The organism is Motiliproteus sp. SC1-56 (genome assembly GCF_017309075.1).
Lineage (GTDB): Bacteria > Pseudomonadota > Gammaproteobacteria > Pseudomonadales > Balneatricaceae > Motiliproteus.
In genome coordinates this window covers 112,616-126,993 of the sequence record NZ_JAEMGS010000008.1, presented here as the reverse complement: position 1 = coordinate 126,993, position 14,378 = coordinate 112,616, and the positions used below count along the sequence as shown (strand labels likewise).

Annotated in this window: 12 protein-coding genes; 9 read left to right on the top strand and 3 right to left on the bottom strand. The window is 64.0% G+C overall.

Annotation, left to right across the window (positions count from 1 at the left end; translation table 11 throughout):
• The first annotated feature begins 4 nt into the window (after positions 1-4).
• The 9 genes from JGZ97_RS10765 to JGZ97_RS10725 all read left to right on the top strand — a co-directional run bounded on the left by JGZ97_RS10765 (position 5) and on the right by JGZ97_RS10725 (position 12,050).
• Entirely contained in the window at positions 5-688 is a 684-nt protein-coding gene (locus JGZ97_RS10765; protein ID WP_370584040.1) for an ABC transporter ATP-binding protein, read from the top strand.
• Complete coding sequence (locus tag JGZ97_RS10760) at positions 688-3,219, top strand: FtsX-like permease family protein (RefSeq protein ID WP_207062623.1); 2,532 nt, start codon at positions 688-690, stop codon at positions 3,217-3,219. Before JGZ97_RS10765 ends, JGZ97_RS10760 begins: the two co-directional genes overlap by 1 nt.
• 2 nt (positions 3,220-3,221) lie before the next feature.
• On the top strand, positions 3,222-4,358 hold the full coding sequence (locus JGZ97_RS10755) for a lipocalin-like domain-containing protein (RefSeq protein WP_207062622.1): 1,137 nt from the start codon (positions 3,222-3,224) through the stop codon (positions 4,356-4,358).
• A gap of 48 nt (positions 4,359-4,406) precedes the next feature.
• A complete protein-coding gene (locus JGZ97_RS10750; RefSeq protein ID WP_207062621.1) occupies positions 4,407-5,201 on the top strand; it encodes an ABC transporter substrate-binding protein in 795 nt (264 codons plus the stop codon).
• A 14-nt stretch (positions 5,202-5,215) separates the two neighbouring features.
• Complete coding sequence (gene hspQ / locus JGZ97_RS10745; RefSeq protein WP_207062620.1) at positions 5,216-5,527, top strand: heat shock protein HspQ; 312 nt, start codon at positions 5,216-5,218, stop codon at positions 5,525-5,527.
• Between the two features lie 59 nt (positions 5,528-5,586).
• Positions 5,587-6,339 (top strand): type 1 glutamine amidotransferase, encoded by a 753-nt coding sequence (locus tag JGZ97_RS10740; protein WP_207062619.1) that lies wholly within the window; start codon positions 5,587-5,589, stop codon positions 6,337-6,339.
• A gap of 305 nt (positions 6,340-6,644) precedes the next feature.
• Complete coding sequence (locus JGZ97_RS10735) at positions 6,645-7,493, top strand: ethylbenzene dehydrogenase-related protein (RefSeq protein WP_207062618.1); 849 nt, start codon at positions 6,645-6,647, stop codon at positions 7,491-7,493.
• A gap of 18 nt (positions 7,494-7,511) precedes the next feature.
• Positions 7,512-9,761, top strand: a complete 2,250-nt coding sequence (locus JGZ97_RS10730) for a bifunctional diguanylate cyclase/phosphodiesterase (RefSeq protein WP_207062617.1) — start codon at positions 7,512-7,514, stop codon at positions 9,759-9,761.
• A gap of 285 nt (positions 9,762-10,046) precedes the next feature.
• Complete coding sequence (locus JGZ97_RS10725; RefSeq protein ID WP_242521682.1) at positions 10,047-12,050, top strand: alkaline phosphatase family protein; 2,004 nt, start codon at positions 10,047-10,049, stop codon at positions 12,048-12,050.
• Positions 12,051-12,063: 13 nt separating this feature from the next.
• Here the strand turns inward: JGZ97_RS10725 and JGZ97_RS10720 are convergent, their stop codons facing one another.
• From JGZ97_RS10720 to JGZ97_RS10710, 3 genes are all read right to left on the bottom strand, one after another.
• Positions 12,064-12,426, bottom strand: coding sequence for a hypothetical protein (locus JGZ97_RS10720; RefSeq protein WP_207062616.1), 363 nt, complete (start codon positions 12,424-12,426; stop codon positions 12,064-12,066).
• 13 nt (positions 12,427-12,439) lie between these two features.
• The gene (locus tag JGZ97_RS10715; RefSeq protein WP_207062615.1) at positions 12,440-13,546 is read right to left on the bottom strand and encodes a phosphoribosylaminoimidazolesuccinocarboxamide synthase; all 1,107 of its coding nucleotides are present in this window, start codon (positions 13,544-13,546) and stop codon (positions 12,440-12,442) included.
• Between the two features lie 123 nt (positions 13,547-13,669).
• On the bottom strand, positions 13,670-14,353 hold the full coding sequence (locus tag JGZ97_RS10710) for a YciC family protein (protein WP_207062614.1): 684 nt from the start codon (positions 14,351-14,353) through the stop codon (positions 13,670-13,672).
• Positions 14,354-14,378: the final 25 nt, after the last annotated feature.

Sequence of the window (14,378 nt, the reverse complement as noted above, 5' to 3'; positions counted from 1 at the left end):
GACCGTGGAGCTGCTTGAAGTCAACGCGCTGCACAAAAGCTTTGTCCAGGCTGAGCAGCAGGTCCCCGTCATTCGCGGCGTCGACATGACCCTGGCGGCGGGGGAGGTCGTGGTGCTGCTGGGGCGCAGCGGTGGCGGCAAAAGTACCCTGCTCAACCTGATGGCCGGTATCGAGACCCCTGACTCGGGGGACATCCGTTTTCAGGGTGAACCCTTTGCTGAGCTCGATGATCGGGGGCGAACCCTGATTCGTCGGCGCCGGATCGGGGTGATTTTTCAGTTTTTCAACCTGGTGCCGACTCTGACCGTGGCGGAAAACCTGCAGCTGCCGCTGCAGCTCAACCGGCAGCCCCTTGGCGGCCGGGTGGATGCGATGCTTGAGGCGCTGGGCCTTGTCGGGCTCGGTCAGCGCTTTCCCGAGCAGCTCTCCGGGGGCGAACAGCAGCGGGTTGCCATCGGGCGGGCGCTGATTCATTCGCCGCCGCTGCTGCTGGCGGACGAACCCACCGGCAGCCTGGACGCCAGCAGTGCCGAACAGGTTGTCAAACTGCTGATCGAACAGGTGCGCGTAGGCGGACATGGTCTATTGCTGGTGACCCACAACGCCGAACTGGCCGCTCTGGGCGACCGTACCCTGATTTTGGAGGAGGGGCGCTTAAAGGGCGCCCCGGAGCGGAAGCTTAGCTGATGCTGAGCCTGGTCTTGCGTGCCAGCGGGCGCCATTTCCGCCGTCACCCCTGGCTGCCGGCCCTGGCGCTGCTGGGGATGGTGCTGGGGGTGGCCGTGGTGATGGGCGTTGAGGTGACCAATCAGAGCGCCCGTGACAACTTCCGCCTTGCCAACGAGCGCTTGCTGGGTAGCGCCACCCACCGCATCGAGGCAGAAGGGACGATCCCGGAAAGCCTGTTGACGAGTCTGGTGACCGAGCTTGGCGTCAGCGCCGCGCCCCTGATCAACCGGTATCTGCGGCTTGGCGATGCCGAGGGCCCGGTGCTGCAGTTGTTGGCGTTCGACAGCCTGCAGGCCTCGCGATTTCGTCCCGATGCTGTATCCGGCGACCGCCGGGAATGGGGGCTGGGCGACCTGATTCTCACCCCGGGGGCGGCGCTGGTGGGCGTTGATACCCTGGACGAGAGCGGCACAGAAGCGGGTTCGCCTCTGCCGGTCGTAAGCGAGTCCGGAGCGCGGCAGTTGCGGGTGATCGCGCCCCTGGGGGAGCGCGGAGATGCCCGTTATGCGCGCCTGGTGCTGATGGATATCGGGCAGGCCCAGGTGCTGCTGGACCTGCCCGGTCGGCTGGATGCCATCGAACTGTACCTGAGCAAGGCCGAGGCCCGGCGGGTGCAGGCATGGCTGCCGGCCGGCACCCGCCTGGAAACTGCCGACGAGCAACGCGCGGCCAGCCAGGGATTGAGCGATGCCCTGCACCTCAACCTGAGTGCCCTGAGCCTGCTGGCGATGGTCGTGGGGCTGTTTCTCGCCTACAACTGCCTCAGCTTTTCCCTGTTGCAACGCCAAAGCCTCTTTGCCCAGCTGCGCACCATCGGCCTGACTCGCCGTGAGCTGGCCGGCTACCTCGTGCTGGAGCTGACGCTGCTGGGTATCCTGGGGGCTCTGCTTGGGGGGCTGCTGGGCAGTGTGCTGGCCGAGAAATTGTTGGTGCTGGTCACCCGTACCCTGAATGATCTCTATGGCACCAGCCCGATTGAACGCCTGCAACTGGGGGCGGCGGTGATCACTAAGTGCGCCGTGGTTACCCTTGGCGGCCTGTTGTTGGTGGGCTGGGGGCCGCTTCGCTGGTTGTTGGGCCAGCCGGTTCGGGAGGCGGGTAGCCAGGTCAGTCTCGCCCGTGACACCAACCGCAAGGCGACCCGGCGGGGTTGGATGGCGGCGTTGATGGTGGCCGGCGCGGTTGCGCTGGGAAGCTGGCCGGGCAGCGGCCTGGCCGGAGGCTACCTGGCGGTTACTCTGGTGCTGCTGGCCAGCGCCGCCTTGGTGCCGCCGCTGACCGCGGCCTGCTGTCGGATCCTGGGGCGCAGCCTAGGCCAGCGCCAGCGGCCAGCGTTGATGCTGCAGATGGCGTTGCGAGACGGCGACCGCGGCACCGGGCGCAGCGGGGTAGCGCTGGCGGCATTGGTGCTGGCGATCGCCACCACCTTGGGCATGGGCACCATGATCGGCAGTTTTCGCTTGACCCTTGAAGGCTGGTTGCAGCAGCGGCTCAACGCCGACCTTTACGTAGCCCCCCTGAGCGCGGTGCCGGGGGCGGATAAGGTTCTGCCTCCCGAACTCTGGCAATGGCTGGCCGCCGAGCCCCGGGTTCAGGCCCTCGCTTCCTTTCGCGGCTTTCAAACCCGACTTGCGGGGCGCCACGTGGAGCTGATCAGTGCCCGGCTGCCCCCGCCCGCCCGGGCCGGCTACCGCTTTGTCGCCGGCGATGCGGTAGCCGCCTGGGAGGGGTTTGACCGGCCCGGTCAAGTGCTGATCAGCGAACCTTTGGCCATTCACCAGGGGCTGGCCGTGGGGGAGCCGGTGACGCTGACGACGCCTCGAGGGACACGGGTCTTTGAAGTCGCGGGCATCTATTACGACTACGGCAGCGACAACGGGCGGGTGCTGATCAACCGACGGCACTGGGAGGGCGAAGGTTCGGATCAGGCTGGGCGGGTGGCCGGTGTCTACCTGCAGGCCGGGGCCGACATCACCGCGTTTATCGATGCCTTGCGGCTGGCCTACCCCGAACCGCCGCTGCGAATCACCCCGACTCAAGGGGCGCTGGAGCGCTCCATGGCGATCTTTGAGCGCACCTTTGCCGTTACCGACGTATTGCGGCTGTTGGCGGTAATGGTGGCCTTTGCCGGCATGCTGGCGGCGGTTCTGGCGTTGCAGCTGGAACGCCAGGCCGAGCTGCGGCTCTACCATGCCCTGGGCTTCAGTCCGGGTGAACGCTTGCGGCTGCTTCTCTACCAAGCGCTGCTGATCGGGCTGATCGCGGGGCTGCTGGCGATCCCGACAGGGCTGGTGCTGGCCTGGGGGCTGATTCACTGGATTCAGCTACGGGCCTTTGGCTGGTCGCTGGCCTGGAGCGTGCAGCCGGGGCTGCTGTTGCAGGCACCCGCGCTGGCGTTGCTGGCGAGCCTGCTGGCCTTCGCGTATCCGGCCTGGCGCCTGGTGCGCGGCGGTTACAGCCGGGCCCGATTGATGCGGGCAGAGGCGTGAGCGTGGGGCGCCGACTGGGGTGGGTGGCCTGTCTGCTGGTGTTGCTGGTGTCCGGCGTTCACTTGCTGTGGCCGCAGCCACCCGCCGAGCCCCGCCTTGCTCTGGGCGAGTTGCTGGGTGAGGCCCCGGAGGGGGACTACGCCATGGCGTCCTCACAGGTGGCGTTGAGTTTCCCTGCTGATCACCGTTCGCACCCGGATTTTCGCAACGAGTGGTGGTACCTCACCGGTCATCTTCAGGATCCGGTCAGTGGTAACCGCTACGGCTTTCAGCTCACCCTGTTTCGCTTTGCGCTGGACCCGCCGGGGGGGCTGGCATCGACCAACTCCTGGGTCGACCGACAGCTCTACATGGGGCATTTTGCCGTCAGCGACCTGGGTGGGGGGAGCCACCGCGCCGTTGAGCGTTTCGGTCGTCCCGGCGCAGGGCTTGCCGGCGCCGGGGGCACACCGCTCAGGATCTGGGTGGGAGACTGGCAGTTGCAGGCCCGGGAGGCGGGCACCCTGTTTCCCCTGCACCTGGAGGCGGTAGACCGGGGCGCGGAGATCGGCCTCAGCCTTGTGCTTGAGCCCCTCAAGCCGCGAGTGCTGCAGGGTGAGGCGGGCTTCAGCCGCAAAAGCCGCGAGGGTGGCGGCTCCTTCTATTACAGTTATACTCGGCTCAAGGCCCGCGGTAGCCTGAGCTGGTCGGGGCGCCAGGCGCCGGTGCAGGGAGCCGCCTGGTATGATCACGAATGGAGCAGCAATGTTCTCGCCCCTGACCAGGCCGGCTGGGACTGGTTCAGCCTGCAGCTGGACGATGGCCGCGAGCTGATGGCGTTTCGGTTTCGTACCCGGGAGGGCGAGACCGGCTGGCGCCAACTGAGCCTGGTCGATCGCGCCGGGCGCATAACGTCTCTGGATCCCCAGCAGCTGCTGATTGAGCCGTTGGCTTATTGGCGCAGCGATGAGGGAATCCGCTACCCGGTGCGTTGGCGGCTAAAAGTACCTGAGGCAGGGCTGGATCTTGAGGTTGAGGCACTCCTGCAGGACCAGGAGATGGCGCTCTCGGTGCGCTACTGGGAAGGGGCGGTGCGGGTGCGGGGCTCTCATCGGGGGCAGGGGTTTGTCGAGTTAACCGGTTATCAACGGGGTGATTGAGCACATACCATGGCTGTAAATCGTTTATTCTCGCTTGGGGCTTTTCTGTTGGGCGCGCTCATCAGCGTCGCTGCCACCGCTCAGACGCAGGCCCTGCCGCCCCCGGATGAGTCCTCCCAGGCGCGTGCCAGTGCAGCCGGCGACGAAGCACCCCTGCCGGAGCGGATCAGACTGGTCACCCAGGAGTTTCCTCCCTTCTCTTACCTGGAGGATGGCGAAGTCGCCGGCCCTGCACGGGTTCTGATCGACCGCGCCTGCGAGTTGATCAAGGTGACCTGCGAGCACAGTCTGTTGCCCTGGGGGCGCGCCCAGGCCCTGACCCGCAGTGGTGAATTCGACGGCATGTACGTGATCGGTTTCAGCGAGGCCCGCAGCCGCTGGCTGTATTTCAGTACCCCCTTGCTGGAGACCGAGTACGGAATCTTCGTGGCGGGGGACAATCACCTGCTTTACGCCGCGCCGGGGGATCTGCAGGGCTACCAAGTCGGTGTGTACGGCCCTTCCAACACCTCCCGTACGCTGAGCCTGTTGCGGGGCGAGGAGCCGCTGTTTACCGTTGAAATGTCACCGAATAACGAGACCGGGTTCCGCCAACTGTCGGTGGGACGCTTGGATGCCGTGTTCAGCAACCGGGAGGTCGGGCTGGCGGTGATGCGTCGGCTGGGGCTGACCGATATCCGCTACGCAGGACCGGTGCGCAAGCTCGACTACTACGTCGGATTTTCCCGCCAGACCCTGAGCCGGGAGTTTAACCTGGCTTTCAGCCGCGCCTACCAGCAGCTGGAGGCGCGCGGCACCGTGCGCGACGTCCTGATGGCCCACGGCATCCTGCCGGGCCGGTAACCGGTTGCGATAACATGCGCAACGCCCGCTTCGGAATCGGCCAGTTGGTGCGGCACCGGCTTTTCAACTACCGTGGGGTGGTGGTGGACGTGGATCCGCGCTTTATGCTGAGCGAGGCCTGGTACCAGCAGGTGGCGAAGAGTCGCCCCCCCAAGGAGGCCCCTTGGTACCGCGTGTTGGTGCATAACGCGGTGCATGAAACTTACGTGGCCGAGCGTAACCTGGAGGCCGATCCCGGTGGCGAACCCGTCAATCACCCCGAACTTGGCCAATATTTCGAGGCTTTCAGTGGCGGCCGTTACCGGGCCACGCGCCGCAGTAACTAGGCAAACCCGGAGGCACCAGGGCCGGGGGCTTTTCGGTCTTTGCTGTACAGGGAACCTGCATGAATAAACACCGCTCGCAGCTGCGTATTCTGCTGATGCAGATTCGCGATGAACCCCTTACCCGCCAAGAAGAGCTACAGAGCTTCGCCCAGTTCTGTGAACTGGAGGCGCGGCAGTTCGATATTCTCAATCTGTTTGATACGCCCCGGTTCGACCACCGTGTGGTGGAGGGGTACGACGCGCTTTTTGTCGGGGGCTCCAGCGAAGCCAGTGTGTTGGAGCCAGACGCCTACCCCTTTGTCATTCACGCCCAGGGGTTGCTGCGCCACTGCATCGCCATTAAAAAGCCGGTATTTGCCTCCTGTTTTGGCCACCAGTTGGCGGTGATGGCCCTGGGGGGGGAGATCGTGCATGACGCGCAGGATTTCGAGATGGGGACGCTGCCCATTCAGGTGACCGCGGCCGCGCAGAATGACCCGCTGTATCGCGATACGCCGGCGGGGTTTCATGCAGTGGCGGTGCATCGGGAGCGCGCGCTTGAGGCGCCGCAAGGCTGCACATCGCTGGCCTATACCGCAGCGTGCAACCACGCCTTCAAAGTCGAGGGCGCGCCGTTCTGGACCACCCAGTTCCACCCGGAGGTGGATAAGCGGGTGCTGGTGGAGCGCCTGACCCTCTACAAGGCCAAGTACACCAACGGGGACGGACATCTGCAGCAGGTGCTTGATAGCGCGGTGGACACCCCCGAATCCAATGACTTGCTGAGAAAGTTTGTTGATCGGGTGCTGCTCGCGGGGGAGGGGCGGGACTAGCGACAGGGGTGCGGTCAATCTCATACGGCAAAAAAGTGCGCGGCTGAAATTAGAAAGGCGCACTTCCGCTTGCTTGCAATGGGGGGCGCCGAGCGAGAAACAAATAGCGGCACGGTATCTCTTTCAGGGGCGTCTATTTAGCCACGCGCCCCTCATTTATGCCGAAACCGGTCGATTCAACAGGCCTGATAGGGTATATGTAGGTGCGCCCGGCTAAAAAGTTCGCGCATAAAAATAATAGCTAGACGTCGTTTCGTTTTGCATTTCGGCCTATTCAGATTCCTATTCTGGTTGTAAGAGGCGTTATGATGAAGTCGGTTTCCCGTGTCGCTTTAACTCTCCTTTCTCTCTGCGGGAGCGCAGGTCTGCAGGCCCAGACCATCGAAGTGATCCCGCTGCATGCCCCGCCGGTACTTGATGCTCAGCCAGCTGAATGGGCCGACCATCCCGGGCAACTCGTGCCGCTTCAACCCCTGGTCGATTCATCGGTGGTCGAGGCCTCCGAGGTATTAGTCAAAGCCGGGTATTTTGGTGATCAGGTGATTTTTTATATGGAGTGGCCTGACGCTGAGGCAGACCTGTTACATAAACCTTATGTCTGGAGTGAGCAGCGGGGAAAATATGTGAAGGGGCCGCAGCGGGAAGATCGACTGGCGCTTCAATTTGGCATCAGTGGCACCTTCGATGCCAATTGGCTTTCCGGAAATGCGTTTAAAGCCGATATGTGGCACTGGAAATCCAGTCGCAGCAACCCGCTCGGGCTCGCCCATGACAAAATGACCACGGTCAGCACCTCCAAGCTGCTGCGCGGCGCGCGGATGACCGCTGCCGATGGCTCGGCGGTTTATGTTCTGCGTCAAAATGACGCGGGCAGTGATCTGTATCGCACCGCGCGCTACAGCAGCAGGGAGGAGGCGGTCATGCCCAAGTATGTGCTGCTTTCCGAGGCCGAGGGATCGATCGCCGACATTGCCGCCAAGGGGGTCTGGCGTGATGGTCGCTGGCACCTGGAGATGCTGCGCAAGATGGACACGGGGCATACTGATGACGTGGTATTTCAGACGGGCCAGCGGGTAAAGGGTGCGATCTCGGTGTTCGACCGGTCCGAAAATGAGGATCACAAGGTTTCCGCTACGCTGGATTTCCAGTTCTAGGGCAGTGGACAGTTGCGAATGCTTCCCTTGATCAGCCAAGCCAGACCAAGACGCCGACGGGTCAAATCCCTTCACCGCCTGCTGACCTTGCGGCTGGTGCTACTGCTCGCCCTGATCGGCGGCGCGGTGGTCTGGTCGGTGGACAAGGGGAGGCAGGCTTCCGAGCTTTCCCGGCAGCAGCAAGCCGAGCTCCAGCGAGAGCTGGTCACCGCCAAGGAGCGGTTGACACAACACCTGAAGTGGCATCACCTCGCCTCCCGCCTTCATAGCCTGGCCGTCGAATTCAATTTAGAGTTTGAACTTTTGACGTTGGACCCGGATCGGTCCGACGCACGAATATCGCACCTGACCGGCGAACTCATCACCCTTCATCAAGCGCTCAACACCCTTGACTTGCAGCGGGAACGCTCGTCCGGCACCCCACTGGAGACGTCCCTTGCCCCCCTGCTGGAAAATGTCTGGATGCTGACGGATATCGGAGAAGAGTTGCTGGACACGCCCAGCAGCAACCACAGGCTGCAGCTCTACCGGGACTCGATCGACCCGCTCGAATCGATTATCTCGACCATCAAGCAGGTGGATGACTGGCTTGAACAGGATAATGAGAAGATGAGGGCGCGTGTCGACCGGGTGGTCTCCGAAGCCCGGACCCGTATGGATGAACAGGCAGGCCTGATGACCCGCCTGCAACAGGATTTGCTGCTGATCCTGGTCGGTACACCGTTGGTGGCCTTGTTTATGCTTCGCGGTTTTTTTGGAGAGTTGCGGCGGCGTATTGAGGGGCTGGAGCGGTATGCGCAATCCATCGGAGGGGAGGCGGTGCTCCTGCCGCCATTTTCGAGCAGGGATGCGTTGGGCCGTCTGGCCGTGCAGCTGGGGCTGATGTCCCGGAAAATACGCTTCAGCCTCAAGGAGGCGCGAGAAGCCCGTTCTGAAGCGGAAAACCTGGCCTATTACGACACCTTGACCGGGCTGGAGAATCGACGTCTTTTCTATGACAACCTGGAAAAGGGGCTGCTCGCGGTCGATCGCTACGCAGAGATGCATACCCTGCTTCTGCTTGATCTGGACAACTTCAAACACGTGAATGACGCCTTGGGTCATGAAGCTGGCGACAAACTGCTGGTTCATGTGGCCCAGGCGTTACGTGACTCGGTGCGGCATGACGATCATATCGCCCGCCTGGGGGGGGATGAGTTTGCCATCCTGGCCCGTCACAGCCGTGAGGCCGGCGCTGAGCTGGCCCGGCGGCTTTTGCAGGCGATCGCCATGCCCTTCATCTTTGACGGCCATCAGTTGCGCTGCAGCGCCAGCATCGGAATTGCCGTACTGGGGGACGACGGTGACAGTGCCACTGCCTTGATGAAAGGGGCGGACATGGCGCTTTATCTGGCCAAGGAGAAGGGGCGCAATAACTTTCAGTACTACTCCTCGAGACTGCAGAAGCGGGTGCAGCAGAAAATCGTGTTGGCGAACGAGATCCGTGACGGTTTGGCCCACGGCGAGTTTTTCCTGGTCTACCAACCCCAGTTCGAGACTCGAAGCCTGCGGCTATGCGGGGTCGAGGCGCTGATCCGCTGGAATCATCCCGAGAAGGGCGTTGTTAATCCGGACCAGTTCGTGCCCCTTGCCGAGGAAACCGGGCTGATCGGTGAACTCGGTGAATGGGCGTTGCGCCAGGCCTGTAAAGATGCCCGCCGCCATAGCAGGCCGGGGAATGAGTTGGCCATCGCGGTCAACCTGTCGGCCAAGCAGTTCAATGATGAAAACCTGGTGAACACCGTTATAGCGATCCGCGATGAGGCGGGCCTGGTGCCCGGGCAGCTGGAAATTGAAGTTACAGAAAGTCTGCTGCTCGAAGACATCGAACTGAGCATCCTGCGCCTGGAAAAACTGCAGCAGGCGGGGATTCGCATTGCCATCGATGATTTTGGCACCGGTTTTTCCTCCATGAACTACCTGAAAAAACTGCCGGTTAACGTGCTGAAAATCGATCGTGCTTTTGTGTCGGAGCTGCCGGGCAACGAGAAAGACGGCGCCATTGTTGAAGCGGTGACTCACCTTGCCCACCGCCTAGGGCTCAGGGTGGTCGCCGAAGGGGTCGAGACCAAAGCCCAGTTTGCCTATCTTCGGGCGCTCGGTTGCGACGTGGCACAGGGCTTTTTGCTCAGCAAACCGGTGCGCATTGAAGGGGTGCTTTCCCAGCGGGACCCGCATGCCGCCTTGCTGTCGTTGGGGCAGCAGACCGAACTTGCCTTCGACTCATAGTGGATAAGGGGCTCGGCCTTCTCCGGCCGGCGCTTTCTAGACCGCGTTGCCGGCGCTTCCCGGAGCGCAGAACCCAGGTGAGACGCCCGGCCTGAGGGCCGGGAGCGAAGGCGTCAGCCGCCGCCCTTGCGGTTTCCTGCAGAAGTGGTCAAAACTGTTTACAGCCTCGTTGTTGCGCCGGGTTGCGCAGGGGGCGTCGCCAGCGGCGGGAAATTTTGCTGAGCGGGCCGAAAATGCGACCTTTTCAGCCGCGAGCCGCGAGCCGCGCCCCGCCTTCAGCAACGGATGCCGGATACGCTCGTTTCCGGGCGGCAAAGGAGCAGCGCGATTACCACACCGTCACAGGCCCCGATACCGCCGGTACTGGCCGGCCCCATCCTGCGCCGGGTCAGCGCGACCCAGGTCGTCCTCTGGCTCGCAACGCGTTCGCCGGCGCAACCGCGTGTTCTGCTGGCCCCCGAGAACGGGCCGCAGCGCCGTCTTTCGCCGGAGTTCGGCACACCCCAGTATCGCCAGCTCCAGGCCGCTCCCGGACTGCATTACCTGCTGTTGGCGCTGGATCTGGAGCCGCCGCTGTCCCCCGGCACCTGGGTCGACTATCAGCTGGAGTTGCGCCTGGAGGATGATCCGGCGGCCGGCTGGCAAAGCCTGAGCGCGCTGTTGCCCGGGCTGGTCTATCCCGGGCGCCAGCACCCGGGGTTTCGCATCCCCGGCAGGCTCAGCCGCGTGCTGCACGGGTCCTGTCGCAAGCCGCACCACGACAGCGGCGACGGCCTGGCAGAGGGCGACCGGCTGCTGGCCCGGGCTTTGAGCGGGGAGCCTGAGTCTGCTTGGCCGGACCTGGTGGTGATGTCGGGGGATCAGATCTACGCCGACGACGTCGCCGGGCCAATGCTGCAGGCCATTCACCAGGTGATTCAGCGCCTGCAGTGGCCGTCGGAGGACCTGAAGGGGCTGGGCCTGACCCAGCTGCCCAACTCCGAAGCGCTCTACCGTCACCATGCCAGCTACTATGCCCGCGAAGAGCTGCTGCCGGAGGTGGACCGGGCGCGGGCGCTGACCGACATCCTCTTCGGCGGGGTCAGAAAGCCGGTGTTCACCTCCGACAGCGCCCATAACCACCTCATCACCCTGGCTGAGTACATGACCATGTACCTGCTGGTGTGGTCCCCCGAACCCTGGAAGCTGGTGAGCCTTCGCGCACCGTCCGGGCTTAAGCCGCAAGCGCGTGCCCGCTACGAGCATGAATGGCAGGTTCTTCAGGGGTTTCAGCATGAGCTGGAGGCCGTCCGACGCTTGATGGCCCACCTGCCGGTGGCCATGGTGTTCGACGACCACGACATCTCGGATGACTGGAACCTGAGTCGCGAGTGGGAGGAGGCGGTTTACGGCAACCCCTTCTCCCGGCGCATGGTCGGCAACGGGCTGATCGCCTACCTGGTCAACCAGGGCTGGGGCAATGCGCCCGAGGCCTTCTCCGGCGAGCTGCTGGATGCCGTGGCTACGAGTCTGAGGAGGCCGGGCAGCGCGTCCCACGACGAACTGATCGACAACCTGTTGCGGTTTGAACAGTGGGACTACCAGTGGGACACGGTACCGCCTTTGATCGTCATGGACACCCGTACCCGGCGCTGGCGTTCGGAGTCCGCCGCCGCCAAACCCTCCGGACTGCTTGATTGGGAAGCGCTTACTGACCTTCAGCAGCGACTGCGAGGGCAAGACGCGGTGATCCTGGTGGCGCCAGCGCCCATTTTCGGGGTCAAGCTGATCGAGGTGATTCAGCGCATCTTTACCTGGTGCGGCTTTCCGTTGATGGTCGATGCCGAGAACTGGATGGCGCACAGGGGGACGGCCCATGGCATCCTCAATGTGTTCCGCCACCCCAAGACGCCGCAAAATTTCGTGGTGCTCTCCGGCGATGTCCACTACTCCTTCGTCTACGATGTGGAGCTGCGCGGCCGCCGGGGCACCGGCCCTCACATCTGGCAGATCTGCTCCAGTGGGGTGCGCAACCGTTTTCCCGCCCGGCTGCTGGAGGTGCTGGACCGCCTCAACCGCCGTCTCTATTCACCGCGCTCGCCGCTGAACTGGTTTACCCGTCGTCGCTGGATGCGGGTGATTCCCCGAAAGCCCCGGGGTACGCCCCGCGGGCGGCGCCTGCTCAATGAGCCAGGGCTGGGGCTGGTGGAGCTGGATGAGGCGGGCCGGCCCTGGCGGATCAGCGAGCTGCTGGCCGACGGGCGGCGGGTGGAGTTCGAGCGGCGGGAGGCAGAGTCCCGCTGGGATTAAGCGGCGGGGCGCCTCAGGGCTGGGTGCCCAGCAGCCAGGCCTTGGCGGCGTCCAGGTCGGTGAATTCCTCGAGAGTCACCCCATCGATCACTGCCTGGCTGCTCAGCAGCGGGTAAGGATTGAAGCTGGGGCGGTGGAGCAGGGCGATGCGGTTGATGGAGCGGCTATTGGCGTGGTAGGCCTGCGCCAGGTCCTGCGTCTGCGCGGCATTGAGAAACGAGGTGACTTCGCGGCCGTCGACCAGCAGCCGTCGCACCCCGGGGGCCAGCGCCAGGGCTTCGGCCAGAAGCGCCCGGCGGTCCTCCGGGGTTATCTCTCCCCAGCTGCGAACGTAAAGGATGCGGGATTCAGCCCAGTGCTCGACCTGGTAGGGCATGTGGCGCCGGCCCCTATCCGTCGATGAGCCCGTACTGCTCGCGCAGCACGCTGATAATTTCGGCCTTGGGGTTCTCCGACAGGTCGAGCGGGCGGCCGGTGATCTTTTCGGCGATATCGGCGTAGGTGCGGGACACCTCCATCAGCATCGAGGCGGGCAGCGCATTGTCGCGGGCCAGGGCCTCGCGCTCGGCCATGCGCGCCTTGTTGAGCAGAATGTCCGGGTCCGGGAAGTGGCTGAGCAGCTGCTGGCGGAAGCCCTCCTTGGAGTTCTCCACCACCTGGCCGGCCCGGTACTGGGCACCGTCCCAGATACGTGACGAGTCGGGGGTGCCCACCTCGTCCATGTAGATCAGCTTCTCTTCGCCCTGGGCGTCGGTGACGTAGCCGAACTCGAACTTGGTGTCGACGAAGACCTGGTCCAGCTTGGCCAGCGCCGCGCTGATCAGCTCAAACCCTTCGCGCAACAGGGTTTCGTACTGGGCGATGTCGTCAGGGCTGCGGAAGTTGAAGGCGGCGTAATTGTCTTCAATGTTCCGGCGGGTGATGTTGACGTCGTCCGCCTCGGGGACCCCGGGCAGGCCCTTGAGAATGCCCTTGGTGGAGGGGGTGATCAGCAGCTCCGGCAGCTTCTGATCTTTGTGCAGGCCATCGGGCAACTGGATGCCGCAGAATTCGCGCTCGCCCTGGCTGTAGGCGCGCCACATGGAGCCGGTGATGTACTGCCGGCAGATCGCCTCGATCATCACCGGGCGGGCTTTCTGTACGATCCAGACAAAGGGGTGGGGGATGTCGAGAATATGGCTGTCGGCCAACCCCTGCTCCCGGAACAGCTGGAACCAGTGGTTGGAGATGGCGTTCAGCGCCGCCCCCTTGCCGGGTACGCCGTTGAGCCCGCCTTCGCCGTGCCAGATGCAGTCAAAGGCGGAGAGGCGGTCGCTGATCACCATGATCGCCAGGGGCGCTTCCGGCGCCACGTTGTAGCCCTTTTCCTGGATCAGGCGGCGACTGTCGGCTTCGGTCAGCCAGTAGACGGAACGGACTTTGCCGCTGTGCACGGGCCGCTGGGTGCGGATCGGCAGATCGTTGTTAACGGCCAGTACTTTATCGGCAACACTCATGACGCGCGGTCCTGTATGGTGAATCGGCGGTTGCATTGCGCCGCTCCGGGGAGCGGTCGCGGGGCTCTTTGACAGAGCGGCGATTTTAGCAGATTGGCGGGACGGAGCCATAGCCTGCCAGGGTTACTCCCGGGGTTCCCCGGGCAGGGTCGCGGGTTCGACCACGTACTGCTGGTAAAGGCGGTAGATCAGCGCCCAGCCCCAGATGTTGAGGCCGGCCATCAGCAGGTGCTGGATGATCACCGCCAGTGGGCCGGAGGCGGCCTCGGTGCTGCCGGCCAGACTCATGATGGAGACCGTTGCCACCAGCCCGGCCCAGACCAGCAGGGGCGGCAGCACGTCACCGGCCAGGCCCTCGGTTGCCCGGTAGCTGGACTTGAGCGCTTCGACGGGGTTTTCCCGGCGCAGCAGCAGAAATAGCTCGGCGAACACCAGCTTGTAGGCGAAAAAGAGGCCGGGGACGATCAGTAGCATCAGGCCGCCGCCGATGGCGACCCCCATCAGCAGGTTGGTGATCAGCAGCCCCCCCAGGCGCTGCAGGGCCTGGCCGATCGCCTCAGCCGGCGACAGCGGCCGCCCCTGGACCTTGGCGTCGATGTAGAGGATGGCGGCGCCGAACTGCAGTACCCCCAGGCAGAGAAAGAGCCCGTTGACCATTGCCCCGGTGGTGGCGTCCGGTCGTCCCTCACCCGCGCCGAGGGTCAGCTCCAACGCCAGGGAGGGCAGGGTGTAGAGCAGGGCGATCTGGAACAGGGGGACAAACTGGTGGCGGCTGAAAAAGGCGGCCTCGCGCAGGGGCGTGAACATAAGGAGTCCTGAATACGGTTGATGC